This is a genomic window from Clostridium prolinivorans, assembly GCF_004011155.1.
Taxonomy (GTDB): Bacteria; Bacillota; Clostridia; order Clostridiales; family Clostridiaceae; genus Clostridium_AT; species Clostridium_AT prolinivorans.
Window position 1 is genome coordinate 62,379 of record NZ_RJWG01000008.1, and the last position, 20,296, is coordinate 82,674.

Here is a 20,296-nt window from a genome sequence, read left to right on the forward strand (position 1 = left end):
CACTATATATCTATATAATAGTAATTTTTTAACTCCATAAATTGTATAATGGAAGTTAATTTATAGCTTATTGTGGTTTAATCATAATATTAAATATAAAATTAATGTAATAGTCTAGTAAAATAATAAATATTCTCTAATAAGATAAAATGTATTTTCTTTTTAGATTATTATTTTACTAGACTAAATTTAGTTTTTTATTGAATATATAATTGAATACATATAATACAGTATTATTTTATATATACTTCAACTTTATGTTCTCCTGATTTTAAGTATGGTATTAAGTTATTTTCTAAAATATTACCATCTAAATAAATTTTTGCTTCTTGATCTCTTTTAACTTTAATATGATAAGTAGCATTATCTTTTTTATATTGGATTTCATATTCCATCCATTCTTTAGGAATAGATGGTTCTATAGTAAATCCCTTACCTTCTTTTAATTTTAGTCCAAGAATTCCCTCTATACCTACTCTAAACATCCATCCTGAAGTTCCAGTATACCAACTCCATCCTCCTCTGCCTTCATGCCCTTGTGTATTATAAACATCTGCTGCCATAACATATGGTTCAATTTTATATCTTTCAGCTTCAAAATAAGTTTTTGAATGGTTAATAGGATTTATCATATTATATGTTCTCCATGCTTTATTCCCATATCCAAGTTTTGCCATAGCTAAAACTACCCAAGTAGCTGCATGAGTATATTGGCCTCCGTTTTCTCTAACACCAGGTACATATCCTTTAATATATCCTGGTTCAAGTTTTGAGTTATTAAAAGCTGGAGTTAAGAGTAAGACAATACCTTTATCCTCTTTTATAAGATGTCTTTCTAAAGCTTCCATAGCTTCTTCACTTCTTGAGCGCTTTCCTGCTCCAGATATAACAGACCAAGATTGTGCTAAAGAATCTATTTGACATTCATCATTTTCAATAGAACCAAGAGGAGTTCCATCGTCAAAATAAGCTCTTCTATACCATCCACCATCCCAAGCATTTTTTTCTAAATTTTCTTTTATAAAATTTTGCATTTCTTCATATTTATTAGCTCTTTCATTATCATTTTTAAATTTACATAGTTCTTTAAATTTATCTAATATACTATATAAAAACCACCCAAGCCATACACTTTCTCCTTTTCCTTTATTCCCAACAGTGCTCATACCATCGTTCCAATCACCACTGCCCATTAATGGTATATTATGAGGTCCAAATTTTAAAGATACATCTATAGCTTTTATGCAGTGTTCATATATGCTTCCTTTTTTAGCTGAAGGTGGAGTAACTTTATATCTTTCATCCTCTCCTTCTTTTAAAGGTTCTTCTTCTAAGTAATTTACTTCTTCATCTAATATACTGTAATCACCAGTATTTTTTATATAATCTATTGTTACATAAGGAAGCCATAAAAGATCATCAGAAAATCTTGTTCTTATTCCACTATTTACTACTGGATGCCACCAATGTTGAACATCTCCTTCTAAAAATTGTCTTGAAGCACTATAAATTATCTGATTTCTTGTAAACTCAGGTTTTAAATATCCTATAGCCATAACATCTTGAAGTTGATCTCTAAATCCCATAGCTCCACCTGATTGATAAAACGCTGTTCTTGCCCAATATCTACAAGAAATTGTCTGGTACATAAGCCACCCATTAAGCATTATATCCATAGTTTTATCTGGTGTTTTAACTTGTATTTTAGATAATAAATCTTTCCAGAAATTTTTAACTTCTGCAAGCTTTTTTTCTGCTTTTTCTATTTCATTAAATTCTTGAGTAATTTCTTTTATTTTTTCTAAATTTTCATTTTGTCCAAGTAGTATTATTAAATTTATTTCATCTAAAGGTTTTATACTAAATTTACTACTTGCTGCAAGACATGGATCATACCCTGAACCAGTTTTATTTGATAAGCTTTCATATTTTAAACTTTCCGGATTTTCTGTACTTCCACATCTTCCTAAAAATTCTGTTCTATCTCCTAAGAAAGATTTATTTAATCCATTTGCTATGGTTAAATAAGCATAAGCCTCACCAAAATGCTCACTATATGGATTTTTAGCATATATAAAATTTTTATCTTCATCTAAATATGTCGATATATACTGTGATGTTTGTTGTGGAACTACTCCAAGTACAAGCTGAGCATAATAAGTAAGAGATAGTTTCCTTTCTATGTCTGATATATTTTTAAGTTTTACTATACAGAATTTAACGCTTTCATCTAAAGCTGCAAAAGAAGTCATATGAGATACTATGCCATGAGATACATGTTCAAAAACTGAATATCCAAAGCCATGATGTATTCTATACTCGCCATCATCTCTAAGAGGTTTTGGTGTTATTCCAAAAATTTCACCACTTTCTTCGTCTCTTATATATAAAGCTTCAGTAATAGGATCACTTACAGGATCATTTGACCAAGTAGTTATTTTGTTTTCTCTGCTATTTTTATACCAAGTATAACTATTACCGCTTTCAGATATATGAAATCCAAATTCTCCATTTGATATTACATTTATCCAAGGCGCAGGAGTATTTTTGTAATCTTTTAAAATTATTACATATTCATTATTTTCTGTATCAAATCCTCCATAACCATTCCAAAATTCTAAATTTAAATCTTCAAACTTATAATCTTTTATGTTGTAATTTATATTTTTAGTATTTATAAGTTTTACTTGACCTTTTCCTTCATCTTCAGATTTAATTTGTTGAATTAAATTTCCTTTTTCTGAATCTATAACTAATCTTGATATAGAAATCAAAAAATCTATATCTTCTATAGGCATAATTTCTTTACTATAAAGGAAGATCCCTCCTGGTTTATTCATTTTATCTCTTGAAAAACTTGAAGATATCAAGTCCCTTATTGAATCTAAAAGGGGCTGCAAATAAATACTATTTTGAAGATTTAATATAACTAAATCAACTTTTAGCCCTTTATTGTTTAAATATTCATGACACTGTAATACCTGCCTTACTAAATCAATATCTTTTTCATCTCTTATTATAGTAAGAAATATTGGCAAATCTCCTGATATGCCATAAGGCCACAAAGCTGATTGATACTTTTTAATATTTTTTATATATTCTTCTCTTTCTTTTAGATTTGAATTAATAAAAATTAATTTAGAAGCTATATTTTGATATAAATTAGCTTGATTAGACTTTATACCAAAATATTTAAGTTCTTCTAAAGTCTGAGTAGAAGCTATCTCAAATACTTTATTTATATTATGCATTTCACTATATTTTTTAGCTAAATCAATTGCATCTTCTCTTGTATCACATACTGCTGTTGTATAAGCAATCTTAACTGTTTCTCCAGGGTTTATCTTTAGCCTTCTTCTTATACTTATAATAGGATCTAGAACTGCTCCTACAGTATTTTTTAATGGTGCATCATTATCCATAACTATAGGATTTGAAATTTCTCTTCCTCTTCCTAAAAAGTTTGCCCTGCTAGTTTCAAATTGTATAGTTCCTATAGCCTCTCCTTTTATAGCAGTTGTTTGCATTATATGCGGCTTTTTTTGACCTTTTGCTCTTGGCCTTCTGTTTGCTATTATACAAGATGGGTTATCTATGAATTCTGTTTTTATAAATAAATTGCTAAATGCAGGATGAACTATATCTGCATTATATGAAGCTAAAGTAACTTCTAAGTAACTTGTTATTTCTACTGTTCTTGAATGTTCACTATGATTAGTTATAGAAATCCTTCTAACTTCAGCATTATCTTCCTCTGAAACAGCAATTTCCATACGAGTAGTTAAATTCCCATCTTTTCTTTTAAATTCTGCTTTATCCAAAGAGAATATAACTTCATAATTTTCAGCCTCAGTTTTGCATGGTTCATATGCTGCACTCCAAAATTCATTAGAATTTAAATTTTTAATATAAAAAAACATACCACTGTTGTCTAATGTAACATCTTCTCTCCATCTATATACTGTCATATCGTCAACTTTTCCATATCCACTTCCGCTATTGGTTATCATCATAGAATAACTTCCATTAGATAAAATATTAGTCTTTGGATATTTAGTTTTTGCAGTATTAAATTTTCTTGAAATCATATTTTGTTTTTCAAAAGTTACATTAGAAGAAATTTCAAATTGCTGTTCTCTATCATATACAACCCTTCTTGGAACTTTTTCTTGAAGAAGAAGTTCTGTTGCTTTTACAGCAGGTATTCTATGAAATCTCTCTTGAAATATATTGTTATTTAATACATTATTAAGCGCCATCAAACTCATACCTTGATGATGTACCATAAAGCACTTAACAATTGCTTTCTTTTTACCTTTAGGAAGTCTTTCTTTTGTATAATCTACAGCTTCATAAAATCCATACTTACCTTCTAATCCTTCACATTTTAATCTTTTTATATTATTTATAGAACTTTTAAAATCTATTAAGAGCGCCATAACTGTTGAATAAGGTGATATTACAATTTCATTTACAAGTCCTCTTTTAAGCCCAATACCAGGTACTCCAAACGCTTTGTATTGATAATTTAAAGCAGGATCAAAAGAATAATAAGCAGATTCTGATATTCCCCAAGGTACTCTTCTTTCACTGCAATATCTTTTTTGCCCATCTATTACCGCTCTATAAGTTTCATTTAAAAGTGTATCAGGATAGTTTTTCATTATAAGAAGTGGCATAAAATATTCAAACATAGTACCACTCCAAGAAACCAATCCTTTGCTTTTTCCCATAAGAGTCATAGCTCTAGATAATTTAAACCAATGTTTTTGTTCAACATCTCCTTTGGCAATAGCTATAAAACTCGCCTGTCTTGATTCTGAAGCAAGCAAATCATAATAAGAATTACCTAAAGTATCTTTTTCAATATCATATCCTATAGCAAAAAGCTCCCTCTTTTTATCGTATAAAATAGAAAAATCAGTATCTTCTGCCATATTAATTAATTTTTGTCTTATATTCTTTATATTATTAATTAATTTAGCTATTTCAATTTTACTATTTTTTAAAAGTATGCTTAACTCATTTATATATTCTTTTTCTAATGATCCCAAAGTTCTTTTATTATAATCATTTTCTATAATTTTGCATAATTCTTCTATAGCATTTTCTAAATTTTCTAAAGATACATTAGTAGAAATATCTTTAACCTTTTGAGCTAAATCTTCTAAAGAGTCTGGTCTTTCTATTATTAAGTCTACCCAAGGGAAAAGTTTTTGCATTTCTCTTAAATTACTACTTATAAAATGACTGCATTTAGAATTCCAATATAAACTTTCACAGTTTTTTATTTTTTTAATTTCTATTGTTTTATTCCACACATTCATAAGTATATTTTTCCAATATACTATATCAATATCAGATTGTTTTATTTCATTAACAATTTGAGTATAAAAATTTTTTATTTTAACTTCATTTTCAATTTCTTCATTGCAAATACTTATCAAATCACAAAATCCATAAATCCTATTTTGACTTATTACAGGTTTTTTTAAATACTCATCTAAACTTTCTGATGTTAAATATAAATAACCTACTAAATTACCACTATCTACCGTTGATATATACCTAGGATGAAGGGGCTTCTTTGATATAGTATCGTACCAATTATAAAAATGCCCTTTATATTTTTCAAGTTCTTCCATACTGTTAATTATTTTCTGAATTTTTTCAGAAAGCTCAATTATACCAATATATCCTAAATCATAAGCTGCTAAATTAGAAGTAATGCCCATTCCCATATTTGTAGGAGAAGTTCTATGAGCAACTTTGTTAGGAGGATCTTCTTGAAAATTATCCGGTGCTAAATAATTATTTTCTTCATTTACAAAGTCTTCAAAATATGCCCAGGTTTTTCTAGAAAGTTTTCTTAATATTTCTTTATCTTCAGTACTTATATCTAATTTAGGAGGCTTTATATCTCTGCTTACATAATAAGCTATATATGGACTAAAAAACCAAAGCAGGCAAGAAGGCAAAATACAAATTCCACTTGTAATAGAATTATTAAAAGCTAAAATCAATATAAAAATTGAAATTAAGCTTCCAGGATACATTTCTCTTACAAAATTGCTTAATTTTTTGCCTAGTTTAGCTTCTACATCAGCAGCCGTCTGCCATTCTAAAAGTTTTTTCTTACTTATTGTCATTCTATATATTGTTCTTACTATAGCATCAAGCATTAAATAAGCATTATAAGGCAAAAAACAAAATATTAAAAATACTTGTTCTAAAGCCATTTTGGTATTATTTATTCTTCCTGATAGACTTATACCTTTAATAGGAGATACTACTGCCTCTGATACATCAAAGAATATTGGACAAAGTATGGCTAAAAATGCCGTTATAAGCCATTCATCACTGCGAGGTAATATTGAAAAAGATAATATTATTAAAATCATTATACATGGTGATAAAAGGCTTCTCCTTAAATTGTCAATTATTTTCCATCTAGAAAGCAAATTTATTGGAGATCTTTTAGTTATCCAGCTTATTATCTGCCAGTCTCCTCTTACCCATCTATGAAGTCTTTTTGAACTTGAATTATAATAAGCGGGATATCCATCTATAAGTTCTAAATCTGTAACAAGAGCTGTTCTTACATATGAGCCTTCTAAAAGATCATGACTTAATACCGTATTTTCAGGTATTTCATCCTTAAGCATAAAATTAAATACATCTATATCATATATACCTTTTCCTGTAAAAATACCTTCACCAAAAAGATCTTCATATACATCTGAAACAGCTGTAGTATACATATCAATACCAGTTTCCCCAGAAAAAATCTTTGAAAACATAGTTTTATTAGCTTCTACTGTACCTACGCTTACTCTTGGCTGCATAAGTCCATATCCTCTTATAACCCTTTTGTTATCATAATCTAATTTAGGCCTGTTAAGTACATGGCTCATGGCTCCTATTAATTTTTTGGCTGTGTCCCTTGGAAGCTGAGTATCTGCATCTAAAGTTATTACATATTTTACCTTTGAAAGTTTTTCTAAATCTCCGCTTATTATATTGTAGCTTGTGTTTTTATCTCCTCTTAATAAAGCATTAAACTCCATAATCTTTCCACGTTTTCTTTCCCACCCAAGCCAAATACCTTCTTTTTCATTAAATTGTCTATATCTGTTTAAAAAATAAAAAATCTCATCTCCATTTGTTGAATATTTTTCATTAAGAGCTTTTATATCATCTAATGCAGCTTTAATTATTTTATTATCATCTTCTTCATGTTCCCTAATGCTATCTTTAAAATCTCCAAGCAATGCAAAATATAAATTTTTTTCCATATTTGCAAGATAATAAACTTCCATATCAGCTATAAGATCGTGTACTCTATTTTCATTACTTAAAAGAGTTGGAATTATAACTACAGTACTGCATTCTTCTTTAATACCTTCTTTAAATTCCATCTTTGGAACAAATCTTGGAGAAGATAAATGATTTATACTCCAATTTAATATAGAAATAACTATTTCACTGCATGGAACTATTAATGCTATAAAACCTATAATAGTTTTCCAAAAAGAAATATTACTATTTGGGGAATAAATTGTACTTAAAATAGTTATATTTAAAATTACTGTTAAGATTAAAATAGATGAAATATAAATAACTACTTTTGATTTTTTATTAATTTTATTTAATCTAAAAATTCCTTTTTCTTTATAATTAATAACTTCTTTTAATGTGTTTAAACCATCATCTATAAGGTAATAACCTGTATGTTTTTTAAAATCTTCTTCTCCTCCATTTTCGGCACATTCTAAAGCTTTTTTTGCTATAAATATTTCTGAATTATTACTTCTTTTAGCTAATTTTTCCACGCTATGCCTATAATTATCTCTAGATTCAAAATCCATATTTTCATAAACTTTTAAGGGATCATTTTTTAATATTTTCTCTACAAAACTTAACTCTTCAAAAGTATTTCTCCAATTTATAGCTTCAATTTCTCTCATGCTTGTTATAGAATTTCCAATAGATATTTGAAAAGATGTTTGCCTTTTATGTTCTAAAATTATCATTTTTTCAGCAGTTAAATCTTGAAACTCTAATTTAGAATCAATCCATTTATAAATTTCTGTATTATCTATTCCACTATCTCTTAATGTCTTAAGAAATCTTTCTATAAAATGTATACTTAAATCTATATTTTCATTGGATATCTTTTTTATTTCTTCTTCTAAATTATTTTTATTATAAGCATTTATAAATTGTTCTGCTAATAAATCTCCTCGTTTTTTTTCTTTTAAAGAGTATATTATATTTCTTGATATTTTACTTATGTTTTGTACTAAAGCTATTCTTATCATTATAGGAAGTGCCCAAAGTTCTCCCATATTAAGTACAGCATTTTTTTGATAAGCATTTATAAATGTTTCTATTGTACTTTCATCTATTCTCCCGTCTGTATGAGATACCAATTCTACAGCTATATGATAAATTCTAGGGTATCCTTTTAAAATACCTTTATTTATTACAGGAAGTCCCCTGTAATATGAATCTGGCATGTTATTTTTTATATCTTTATATTCTTTTTCTATTAAATAAAGATTATCAAGCATCCACTCAGCCGCTGGTACTATATCTCTTTTGTTCTTTGTATCTTTATCTATGTACTCATAAGCTTTTAATATATCTTTATAGCTTTTATCTAAACTTTTCATAAGTTTTCTTCTGCAATTTGATTTTTTATGAAAATCATCATAATGCTGAGAAATTTGAACTGCATGGTTTTCTAACTCTTCTTTACTTACACTTACACTTGGAACATCCTCCATTAAATTATGTTCTTCTTCATTTTTATATTTCATAAATGCATATAAAATTGTACTTACTATAATTATTAAAGCTGCTATATAAAAATAGAACATTCTACACTCTCCTTTAAAACCTAATTATTAATAGCATAATTTAGTATTTCCAGAGAAATAAATTTTATAATAGATATTAAATATTTAAATTTTTAATTTATAGATAATTTACTCAATTATTTATAAAACATAATCTAAAGTTTAACTAAATTATTTCGATATATAAAGTTTGATTAAATTATTTCGATAATCAAAATAAGTATTTTATTACATAAGGAGATGACTTCATGAAAAAATTATTTAAAAATATTAAAATTTCAACTGCTATTTATACAATAAGCATTTTAGCAATAGTATTTATTATTGGAATAAGTGCTCTATCATTTTATGATATGGAAACTATTAAAGGTAACATGACTTCTATGTATGAAAATAGCCTTGAGCCTATTGTTAAATTAAGTGAAATCCAAGGAAATTTTTTAAATATTAGAGTAGAAGCTTCAACAGCTTTAAATGATTATGATTATACTTTAAATAGTAATATAGAAAATTATGCATCTAAAATAGATAAACAGTTAAAAGAATATATGAATTATAATCTTAGTAATTCTGAAAAAGAAACTATAAATCAATTTAAAGATTATTATGATAAATACTTAGAATTTTGGAGAAAAACTAACGAAAAGCTTAAAAACGGCGAAAGTTCTACTATGGATGAAAAAAGTACTTTATCTAGCTATGGTTATCTTGCAGAAGATAAACTAGCAAAGCTTATAGATTATAACAAAAACATGGCTGAAAATGTAATAAAAAATAGTAACGATGTATATAAATCTTCAATAATGTTAATGATTATAATTTTTTCTGTATGCATTATTATATTTTTGAGAATAAGCTATATAATTAGTGTAGTATTAAAAAAATCTTCACAAGATATGATAAAAACTATGGAAGAGGTAGCTAAGGGAAATCTTAATGTTAAAATTAATGTTAATAATCATAATGAATTTGGCATTATGAAACAGGCACTTAATAAAACAATAGAAAATATTTCATTTATAGTTAAAAATATAAAAGAAAAATCTATCAATATAGAATCTCAAGCAGAAAATCTTTCTGCTATATCAGAAGAAATGGCTTCATCTTCTGAAAATGTTGCTACTGCTATAAACGAAGTAGCAAAAGGTACAAGTTCTCAGTCTGAAAAACTTATAAATATTACAACTATTTTAAATGATTTTTCTTCTAAACTTGAAAAAATAGTAAATTCTATTTCAGAAGTAGATACAAGCTCAAAAAATATAAATTCTGCAGCAAATAAAAGCAATAACGAAATGCAAATTTTATCAAATTCAGTAGTAACAATTACAAATTCTTTTAAAGAATTTATAAATAAAATATCAAATCTTAAAGAAGATATAAACAAAATAAATGAAATAACTAATTTTATAAATAGTATATCAGAACAAACTAATCTTTTAGCTTTAAATGCAGCAATTGAAGCTTCAAGAGCTGGTGAAGCTGGAAGAGGATTTTCTGTGGTCGCAGAAGAAATAAGAAAACTTGCAGAACAAAGCAAATCTTCTTCTTTAAATATAAATACACTTATAAAAGGGATATCAAATAATTCATCTTATATATTAGAAACTACAAATGATATAAAATCTGAATTAGACAATCAAATTAATATCATAAATATTAATTTGAAATCTTTTAATAATATTATAAATTCAATAAACACTATAACTCCAAAAATTAATGAAATTAATAATTCTATATTAAATATCAGTAATGATAAAGATAATATATTATCAAAAATTGAAGAATCTGCTTCCATATCGCAAGAAATTTCTGCATCATCTGAAGAAATTTCTGCATCTTCTGAAGAATTAAATAGTTCCTCTGAAGAAGTAGCAGCTTCTGCTGAAATTTTAAATACTATGACTAAGGATATGATTAATATAGTTAATAATTTTAAGCTTAAATAATTAATACAGTTTTTTTAATAAAAGTGGATATTATCACAGATAGTATCCACTTTTATTAATTTGTTAAAATAGAAACAATATCGTTAAAAAAAAACCAAAATTGCGTATACAAAATTATTGATGTATAATTATATTAATACAGATAGTATGATGTGTTTAATTTTATTATTAAGCTTTACAGAGAATTAAACAAATATCATATTGTAACCATTTTCATCATAATTATACAGAATATAATATATTTATATAACAGAAGTTTTAGGTTATATAAATTTATATGAAACATACAAATTATTATTGTTATATGTTTCAAAAATTATATAGGAGGGATGTTTGTATGAAGCTTTTAACTTTTAAAAAAGGGGTTCTTCCTCCTCATGGTAAGCATTTTACTGAAAATAAAAAAATTGAAAATCTGCTTCCAAAAGGGGATTTAATTTTTCCTATGTCTCAACATATAGGTGCTCCTTGTGAACCTTTAGTAAAAAAAGGTGATAGAGTTTTAGCTGGTCAAAAAATTGGTGAGGCCAAAGGTTTTTTATCAGCTCCAATTTATAGCAGCGTTTCTGGTATTGTAAAAAACGTAACTTTAATGCCTCATGTAAATGGTTCAAAAGTAATGTCTGTAATAATAGAAAATGATGGACTTTATGAAGAATCTCCAGAATTAAAACCTAGAGAAAATTTTAATGATTTATCTAGAGAAGAAATTTTAGAAATAATTGCCAAATCAGGCATAGTAGGTATGGGAGGAGCAGCTTTTCCAACCCATGTTAAGCTTTCACCCCCGCCAGATAAAAAAATTGACACTATTATAGTAAATGGTGCAGAATGTGAACCTTATTTAACTTGTGATCATCGTCTTATGCTTGAAAATCCAAAAGAAATAATAGAAGGATTAAAAATTGTGCTTAAGTTGTTCCCTGGAGTAAAAGGATATATAGGAATTGAAAATAATAAAATGGATGCAGTTAAAGTTATTAAAGAAGCTGCTCATTCTAATCCAAATATTGAAGTTGCAGTTTTAAAAACAAAATATCCTCAAGGGGCAGAAAAACAGCTTATATATGCTATTACAGGGCGTGAAGTTCCTTCAGGAAAACTTCCTTCTGATGTTCACTGTATAGTACAAAATGTGGGTACTATATTTGAAATTTATAATGCTGTTGTATGTGGCAGGCCTCTTTTGGAAAGAGTTGTTACTGTTACAGGTGAAGCTATTAAAGAGCCAAAAAATTTAAGGGTTAAATTAGGTACTTCTTTTAAAGAATTAATTGAAGCCTGTGGTGGTTTTAAAGAAGAACCAGTAAAAATTATTTCAGGCGGACCTCTTATGGGTACTGCAGTAAGCACTTTAGATTTACCTGTAATAAAAGGAACTTCAGGAATTTTAGCTTTAACTAAAACAGAAGCTGTACTTCCAGAAGAAGAAAGCTGCATAAGATGTGGCAGATGTGTAGAAGCTTGTCCTATGAATTTAGTTCCTTCAACTTTAGATTCTTTAGTTAAACGAAGAGAATATGAACTTTTTGAAAAAAATAACGGCATGGATTGTATAGAATGTGGATGCTGTACATTAGTTTGTCCTGCAAAACGTCATTTAACACAATCTTGTCGTGAAGGTAAAAGAACTGTAATTCAAAATAGAAAAAAGGCTAATTAAAATAAGGAGGTCTATTTATATGGTTGAAACAATGTATACGGTGTCTTCTTCTCCTCATATTCGTTCAAATACAACTGTTCAGACAGTTATGAAAGATGTTTTAATTGCTCTTCTTCCAGCCGCAGTTGCTGGAATATACTTTTTTAAACTTCGAGCTTTTTTAATAATGCTTATTTCTATAATTTCGTGTATGGGTTCAGAAGCATTATGGCAAAAACTTACACATCAGAAAATTAAAGTATATGATTTAAGTGCTGCAGTAACAGGGCTTTTATTAGCATTTAATCTTCCTGTTTCTGTTCCTCTTTGGATTCCAATAATAGGAGGAATTTTTGCAATAATAATAGTTAAGCAATTTTTTGGTGGAATTGGACAAAATGTCATGAATCCAGCTCTAGCTGCAAGAGCATTTTTGCTAGCTTCTTGGCCTGTTCAAATGACTAATTGGACTGTCGATGGTGTATCTTCTGCTACTGCCCTTGGTATTTTAAAAGAAGGCAGCGGTAATTTACCTTCTTTTTCAAATGTATTTATAGGTAATATAGGAGGATGTATTGGCGAAACTTCTGCTCTTGCACTTCTTATAGGTGCAGCTTATCTTTTATTTAAGAAAATCATAAGCTGGCATATACCTTTTACATATATAGGTACAGTATTTGTGTTAAACCTTATATTAGGCAGAAATGGTTTTTCAATTACTAATTCTTTTTATGAACTTTTTTTAGGAGGTCTTATTCTAGGTGCATTTTACATGGCAACTGATTATACAACTTCTCCTATAACAAAAAAAGGTCAAATTATTTTTGCTTTAGGATGTGGTATTATAACTTCAGTTATTCGTATATATGGAGGATATCCTGAAGGTGTATCATATTCAATATTATTTATGAATTTATTTGTTCCATTAATAGATAAATTTATTAAGCCTCGTGCTTTTGGAGGTGGTAAATAATGAAAGAAAATTTTAAATTAGGCGGAATTCTTTTAATTATAGCTGCTACAGCTGGTCTTCTTTTAGGTGCTGCACATTCAATAACATTAAAACCTATAGCTAAACAAGAACAAATGTCAAAAGCTGCAGCTATGAAAGAGATACTCCCAGAAGCTTCTGAATTTAAAGTAAAAGAAGTTACTTTAAGCGGAACAATAAAAGAAGTTAATGAAGGTCTAACTTCTGGAAAGACATCTGGTTATGTTATTACAGTAACGCCTAAAGGATATGGCGGAACAATTCAACTTATGGTAGGAATTTCAACTAAAGGAAATGTTGAGGGCATAAAAATTCTTTCTCATTCAGAAACTCCTGGTCTTGGTGCTAATGCTCCACAGCCAAAGTTTTCTGGACAGTTTAAAGGAAAATCAATAGATAAAAAACTAGAAGTTGTAAAAAAAGCGCCCTCAAATTCTAATGAAATTGAAGCTATTACAGGTGCTACAATAACATCAAGAGCTGTTACAAATGGAGTTAATGAGGCTATTACATTTTATAATACCAATTTGAAAGGAGACTAAAATAATGAGTGTTATAATAGAAAGATTAAAAAATGGTATTTTTAAAGAAAACACCATTTTTGTACAAGTAATTGCTATGTGTCCTACTTTAGCTGTTACTACAAGTGCTACTAATGCTATAGGCATGGGCCTTGCTACTACAGCAGTTCTTGTTGGAGCTAATATTGTTATATCTGCTCTTAGAAAACTTATTCCTGATAAAATTCGTATACCTGCTTTTATAGTGATTATAGCTTCATTTGTTACTTTACTAGAATTTTTAATGAAAGGATTTGTTCCTTCTCTTTATAAATCCCTTGGATTGTTTATACCTTTAATAGTTGTTAACTGCGTAATACTTGGAAGGGCTGAAGCTTACGCTTCTAAAAATACTGTATTTGCATCACTTTGGGACGGTCTTGGAATGGGACTTGGATTTACTTTAGCATTAGTACTTCTTGGGACTGTAAGAGAAATTTTAGGTGCTGGTACATTATTTGGATTTAGAGTAATGCCAACTTCTTATAAGCCTGCACTAATTATGATACTTGCTCCAGGTGCTTTTTTCGCTCTTGGAATAATAATGGCAATTATTAATGCGGTACAAATATATAAAACAAAAGAGGCTAATTCAAGATTAGCTAATTATGATTGCAGCCACTGTGCTAATGCTGGAACCTGCAGTCAAGCTAAAATACTTGATAATAAATAAAAATAAAGAAAGGTTGATAAAGTATGAAAATTTTTTCTATATTTTTAGCAGGTTTATTAGTTAATAATTTTGTAATGTCTAGATTCCTTGGTATATGTTCTTTTTTAGGAGTTTCTAAAAAAGTGGAGACAGCAACAGGAATGGGGCTTGCAGTAACATTTGTTATGGCATTAGCTTCTTCTATGTCATATATGGTATATAAATTTATTTTAATTCCTCTTCATATTGAGTATTTATACACCATAGCTTTTATTTTAGTTATAGCAGCTTTGGTTCAATTTGTTGAAATGGTAATAAAAAAGATTTTCCCAGGATTATATAAAGCTTTAGGAATATATCTTCCTCTTATAACAACAAACTGTGCTGTACTTGCTGTTGCAGTTTTAAATATGACTGAAGGTTATAACTTTATTGAATCTGTAGTAAACGGATTAAGTGCTGCTTTAGGATATTTTCTTGCTATAGTTCTTTTAGCTGGCATAAGAGAAAGAATGGAGGCTAATGATAAAATGCCTTTAGCACTTCAAGGTCTTCCAATAACACTTATTACAGCTGGACTTATGTCTATAGCTTTTTTAGGATTTCAAGGCTTAATACATTAAGGGGGTATCTAAATGCCATTAAATGAAATTTTATTTCCTATTATAAGTTTAGGTGGATTAGGAGCCATATTTGGTATTCTTCTTGGTTATGCATCAAAAAAATTTGCTGTAGAAGTAGATGAAAAGATAGTTAAAATTAGAGAATGTTTGCCTGGTGCAAACTGTGGTGGATGTGGCTTTGCAGGCTGTGATGCTTATGCTAAAGCTGTTAGTGATGGAAAAGCTCCTGCTAATTTATGTACACCTGGAGGCCCTTCTGCTTCTAAAAAAATAGGGTCTATTTTAGGTATATCAGTAGAAACTTCTGAACCTAAAGTTGCTTTTGTAAAATGTAAAGGCAGTTGTAAAATAGCTAAAGAAAAATATAATTATTATGGCGTTCAAGATTGCAGGCAAGCAGTTGTAGCTCCTGGTGGTGGGGCTAAGGCTTGTGATTTTGGATGTTTAGGTCTTGGAAGCTGCGTTACAGTTTGTAAGTTTAATAGTATTCAAATAATAGATGGAATTGCAGTTATAAATGAAAACACATGTACAGGTTGTTCTGCCTGCATTCAAATATGTCCAAAAAATGTTATTGAACTAGTTCCTGCTTCAAAACATATCCGCATAGCTTGCAATTCTCACGAAAAAGGAAAATCTGTAAAAGATATTTGTAGTAAAGGATGTATAGGTTGTACAATCTGTGCTAAAAATTGCCCGGAAAATGCCATTACTATGATTGATAATTTACCAGTAATAGATTTTAATAGATGTACTCAATGCAAAGTATGCGTTGAAAAATGTCCTACTAAAGCCATACTAGATTTAATATAAAATTTTGTAAAATAAAAAACAATAATAATTCTTATGTTACTAAAAGCCCATCTGTATACAGATGGGCTCTTGGTTTAGCACATTCATTTTCAATTACTTAAATACAACACCGGTTTATTTGCTTTACATAGCTTACAAATTTATCATACAGCAAAAAATTTCTAGTGTCAACTAGTGTAAATAAATTTTTAAATTTTCTTGAAAGCGATTTAATATATAAAAATTATATTATAAATTATATAATGGCAGTTAAGCTATAATTTATGGGAATTATTCATATAATTTACGTTTTTATCACATATTATTAAGCATCCAAAATGTAAAATTTAATACAGCTGTAAAGCATCCCCAAATTATGTATGGAAGCATTAAAAATCCTGATATCTTATCTATTCTAAAAAATTCGAAAGTAGTAAGTAAAGTAAAAATAATTAGCATCATTATTTCAATAAATGCAATAGCTATGAGCCTAAATCTAAAAAAAATTATTGGCCATAAAAAATTTAATATAAGCTGTATTGTATATAAAGTTACAGCCCTATTAATATATACATTTTTTCTTTTAAGTAAAATTTTATACACTGCAATTGCCATAAGCATATAAAGTATAATAGAGATTACTATAAAAACCCAATATGGTGGAGTAAAATTTGGTTTAATAAAATCTTTATAATTTTCCCGATTTGCTAATCCTAAATACCCGCTTAGTATTCCTGTACCCTCTGCAATTATTATGTTTATAATAAGTATTAATATATTCATAAAAACCTCCCAATTATTATGTTTATTTAGGGTATAAGGAGAATTCTTTAAATAAAAACAGCAGACATTTATTGGTCCGCTGTTTTTTCTTCATCTTTTTTGTCTCTTAATAGTCTTCCAATAGGACCTTTATTATTTATAATTTCTATTATATCATTAAAAAATATTGTAAATTCAGGAAACCCATATTCAGGTTCAGTATATTCATTCATTTGGAAATATATAACTAATGCATCTTCTGTTAAATAATAATCCTGTTTTAACCAAATTCCTTTAAATTCTTTAGATAAATTTATTCCTTTAAATGATATCTGATTTCTAATTATATCGTTCAATATACTTATCCATTTAGATTTTTTTATTTTTCTAGAAAAAAGATCATCTAAATAATAAATTCTTGCATCTTTTAAACTTACATTAATAGTTTTTCTTACAGTATTCCTTTTTTCTTCACCTTTTACAAAAGAAAATACTTCTAAAAGTATACTTAAAGTTCCTCTTTTATTAAGTTTAACAGTATATCCTGCAGTAAATTTTTTACCTTCATCTACCCCATATCCTTCTTTATTAAGTAAACTATAGACCTCTTTTTTAATATACCTATTTATACTAGATTGTGCACTTTTATGCTTAAGTCCACTTACTTTAGGATATGTCAAATTAAGACTTGAGTTTTCTAATTTTACATCTGTTATAAGTGCCGGCTTTCGTTTATGCCCCATATATAAAACCCCTTTCGTAAAATTAGTTTAAATAAAAATTCTCATAAAATATATCTTCCCTTAGTATCTATACTATTCAAATATAAAATAATATGTACTTTTTTATTTTATTATTTAAGTATAAGTGCGAATAAAAAATTACTAATATATAGTATGAAAATAATAATATATATAATATATATATGATAAAAGATTGTATTATATAATTACATAGATAAGCCGACTGCAAATTAAATTTTAAATAAAAAACTAAATCATACCTCCATCTACAGTAATAATCTGTCCTGTTATATACTTCGAATTTTCACTTGATAAAAAAACTGCCAATTTAGCTATATCTTCTCCATCTCCAAATCTCATCATAGGTATTTCAAGTTTAAGTGCTTCTTTTTCATCTTTTGAAAGATTATTATTCATTTGTGTATCTATAACTCCAGGGGCTATAGCATTAACTCTTATATTAGATGGTGCTAATTCTTTAGCTAAAGCTTTAGTAAAACTATTTATAGCTCCCTTAGATGCTGAATATATTGCCTCACAAGAAGCTCCTGTATTTCCCCATATTGAAGATATATTTATTATGTTACCACTTTTTTTAGATACCATATGATTTAATACACAATGGCAGCAATTTATAACTCCTTTTAAATTTATATCTAAAAGCTCATTCCATTCATCTTCTGTCATATCTATAAACAATCCTGTTTTAGATACACCTGCATTATTTACTAATATATCTATATTTCCATATTTTTTAATAATTTTATAAGTCATAGAATATACATCATTATAATATCTTACATCTGCTTTTATACACTCACCATAACTTCCTGATTCTTTTATTAATTTTAATGTATCCATAGCTCCTTTTTCATCTTTTCTATAATTTACTATAACAACAGCTCCAGCTTTTGCTAATTCTAATGCTATGCTTTTCCCAATTCCTCTTGAAGCTCCTGTAACTAAAGCAATTTTACCACTTAAATTCATATATTAAACACTACCTTTACTAATTTATTATACAAAACGAAAAAGTTTGAAATATTTATTCCAAACTTTTATAAATTTATTTTAAGTATTTATTTAAGCTTTGCAATTAAAAACATTATTTTCATTCCCTTTGAAGCAAACTTTTCTTCATATTCAGTAACTGTATTTTCTTTAAATCCACTATTATGAAGATCATACGTTAAATATTTTATATCAAATCCACTTTCTTTAAAATATTCTATAGAATCTTCAAAAAGCCCTGTATCATCTGTCTTAAACCAAATCTCTCCTTGAGGTTTTAAAAAATTTTTATATTCTGATAAAAATTTCGTATGAGTCAATCTTCTTTTTTTGTGTCTTTCTTTTGGCCATGGATTACAAAAGTTTATATAAATTTTTGATATTTCATCTTTATCAAATATACCATCAATAAGCTGAATATTAAGAGGAATTATTCTTACATTTGTTACTTCAGATTTTAATATATTTCTAAGAGTATATATCAATACCTCATCTTTTAAGTCTATAGCTATATAATTAATATTAGGATTTTCTTTTGCTTTTTGACTTATAAACCTTCCTCTTCCACATCCAAGTTCTAAATGTATATCATTATTATTTTTAAATTCTTCTTTCCATTTTCCAAAATGTTCTTTAGGATTTGTTATAAAAAATGGACTACTTTCAAGTTCTGGTCTTGCCCACCACTTTTTTCTTAATCTCATGAATATCCTCCTAATTTTTATTATATAACAATTGTATAATTTTAGTTATATATCAAACATAAAGAATAAATATAATTTTTTAAAAATACTATAAGCATGAAATATTTTTTATTCTTAACAAAAAATATTATTATTTTACTAAATAATTAAATTGAATTTTAAAATTTTATATTTAAAATAAGTTTATTAATACTTTAATATTTTATGATTATATCACAAAAACTATTTTTTAGAATTAATCACTATATTTTAAAATAAATCAATAATAAGCATACTACTCATTGTGTAAGGAAAATTTATTTACAGCTTATTGTGGTTTAATCATTTTATAAATCTATATTACACCTACAACTGTGTATATAAATTTTTCAATAATTGAAGCTGGAACCCCAACTAATATGCTTGAAATAGGTGTTACAAAAAAAATTATCATAATAATAACCTGATAATTATATACTTTTTCAGCAAAGTTATAAAAAACTTTTGGAAATAAATCTCTCAAAATATGAAATCCATCAAATCCAGGTAATGGAATTAAATTTAAAACTGCAAGCCTGCAGTTAATATAAACTGAAAGCTTTAAAATAGTATATATAATAGCTAATACAGGCATATTTAAACTCATTTTTAATACTAATTTTTCAAATAATACTGCTAATAATGCAGAAATAAAAGCTACTACAACATTAGCTAAAGGTCCTGCTAAAGATACCTTTAAATCATCTTTATAATATTTTTTAAAAGCACTAGGATTAACTTGAACTGGCTTAGCCCATCCAAATTGAAAAATTAAAAGAGCTAAAAACCCAATTGGATCTATATGCGCTATAGGATTTAAAGTAAGTCTTCCTTGAAATCTTGGAGTTTTATCACCTAATTTATCAGCAACTAATGCATGAGCATATTCATGAAAAGTAAGCCCTGCTAAAATTCCAGGTATAATAAGTAAAGTAAAAAGTATTGTATTTGTCAAAAAAATCCCTCCGTCACTATCTATATTAGATAT

13 protein-coding genes are annotated in these 20,296 nt (G+C 27.4%); 7 read left to right on the top strand and 6 right to left on the bottom strand.

Features of this window, described 5'->3' with window-relative positions:
• Positions 1–233: 233 nt before the first annotated feature.
• Complete coding sequence (locus EGD97_RS08165; protein ID WP_127837021.1) at positions 234–8,882, bottom strand: GH36-type glycosyl hydrolase domain-containing protein; 8,649 nt, start codon at positions 8,880–8,882, stop codon at positions 234–236.
• Positions 8,883–9,109: 227 nt separating this feature from the next.
• On the opposite strand from EGD97_RS08165, the gene EGD97_RS08170 reads away from it, so the two are divergent.
• The 7 genes from EGD97_RS08170 (at position 9,110) to EGD97_RS08200 (ending at position 16,091) form a co-directional block, all read left to right on the top strand.
• A complete protein-coding gene (locus EGD97_RS08170) occupies positions 9,110–10,810 on the top strand; it encodes a methyl-accepting chemotaxis protein (protein ID WP_078682077.1) in 1,701 nt (566 codons plus the stop codon).
• Between the two features lie 337 nt (positions 10,811–11,147).
• On the top strand, positions 11,148–12,473 hold the full coding sequence (rsxC, locus tag EGD97_RS08175) for an electron transport complex subunit RsxC (RefSeq protein WP_127837022.1): 1,326 nt from the start codon (positions 11,148–11,150) through the stop codon (positions 12,471–12,473).
• A 19-nt stretch (positions 12,474–12,492) separates the two neighbouring features.
• Positions 12,493–13,425 (top strand): RnfABCDGE type electron transport complex subunit D, encoded by a 933-nt coding sequence (locus tag EGD97_RS08180; RefSeq protein ID WP_078682079.1) that lies wholly within the window; start codon positions 12,493–12,495, stop codon positions 13,423–13,425.
• Positions 13,425–13,985, top strand: coding sequence for an RnfABCDGE type electron transport complex subunit G (locus EGD97_RS08185; protein WP_078682080.1), 561 nt, complete (start codon positions 13,425–13,427; stop codon positions 13,983–13,985). The genes EGD97_RS08180 and EGD97_RS08185 overlap by 1 nt, the downstream gene beginning before the upstream one ends.
• A gap of 4 nt (positions 13,986–13,989) precedes the next feature.
• Positions 13,990–14,676 carry an electron transport complex subunit RsxE gene (gene rsxE / locus EGD97_RS08190; RefSeq protein ID WP_078682081.1) on the top strand — a complete coding sequence of 229 codons (687 nt, stop codon included), beginning with the start codon at positions 13,990–13,992 and terminating at the stop codon, positions 14,674–14,676.
• Positions 14,677–14,699: 23 nt separating this feature from the next.
• Positions 14,700–15,278 (top strand): electron transport complex subunit RsxA, encoded by a 579-nt coding sequence (gene rsxA, locus EGD97_RS08195; RefSeq protein ID WP_127837023.1) that lies wholly within the window; start codon positions 14,700–14,702, stop codon positions 15,276–15,278.
• A 12-nt stretch (positions 15,279–15,290) separates the two neighbouring features.
• Positions 15,291–16,091 carry an RnfABCDGE type electron transport complex subunit B gene (locus tag EGD97_RS08200; protein WP_078682083.1) on the top strand — a complete coding sequence of 267 codons (801 nt, stop codon included), beginning with the start codon at positions 15,291–15,293 and terminating at the stop codon, positions 16,089–16,091.
• Positions 16,092–16,385: 294 nt separating this feature from the next.
• On the opposite strand, the gene EGD97_RS08205 is transcribed toward EGD97_RS08200, so the two are convergent.
• The 5 genes from EGD97_RS08205 to EGD97_RS08225 form a co-directional block, all read right to left on the bottom strand.
• A complete protein-coding gene (locus EGD97_RS08205; RefSeq protein ID WP_127837024.1) occupies positions 16,386–16,853 on the bottom strand; it encodes a TspO/MBR family protein in 468 nt (155 codons plus the stop codon).
• Positions 16,854–16,921: 68 nt separating this feature from the next.
• Entirely contained in the window at positions 16,922–17,575 is a 654-nt protein-coding gene (locus tag EGD97_RS08210) for a DUF3298 and DUF4163 domain-containing protein (protein WP_127837025.1), read from the bottom strand.
• A 249-nt stretch (positions 17,576–17,824) separates the two neighbouring features.
• Positions 17,825–18,565: an elongation factor P 5-aminopentanone reductase gene (gene ymfI, locus EGD97_RS08215; RefSeq protein WP_078682086.1), complete on the bottom strand. Its 741-nt coding sequence runs from the start codon at positions 18,563–18,565 to the stop codon at positions 17,825–17,827.
• A gap of 89 nt (positions 18,566–18,654) precedes the next feature.
• Positions 18,655–19,290: a tRNA (guanosine(46)-N7)-methyltransferase TrmB gene (gene trmB / locus EGD97_RS08220; protein WP_127837026.1), complete on the bottom strand. Its 636-nt coding sequence runs from the start codon at positions 19,288–19,290 to the stop codon at positions 18,655–18,657.
• 334 nt (positions 19,291–19,624) lie between these two features.
• On the bottom strand, positions 19,625–20,269 hold the full coding sequence (locus EGD97_RS08225; protein WP_078682184.1) for a site-2 protease family protein: 645 nt from the start codon (positions 20,267–20,269) through the stop codon (positions 19,625–19,627).
• Positions 20,270–20,296 lie beyond the last annotated feature (27 nt).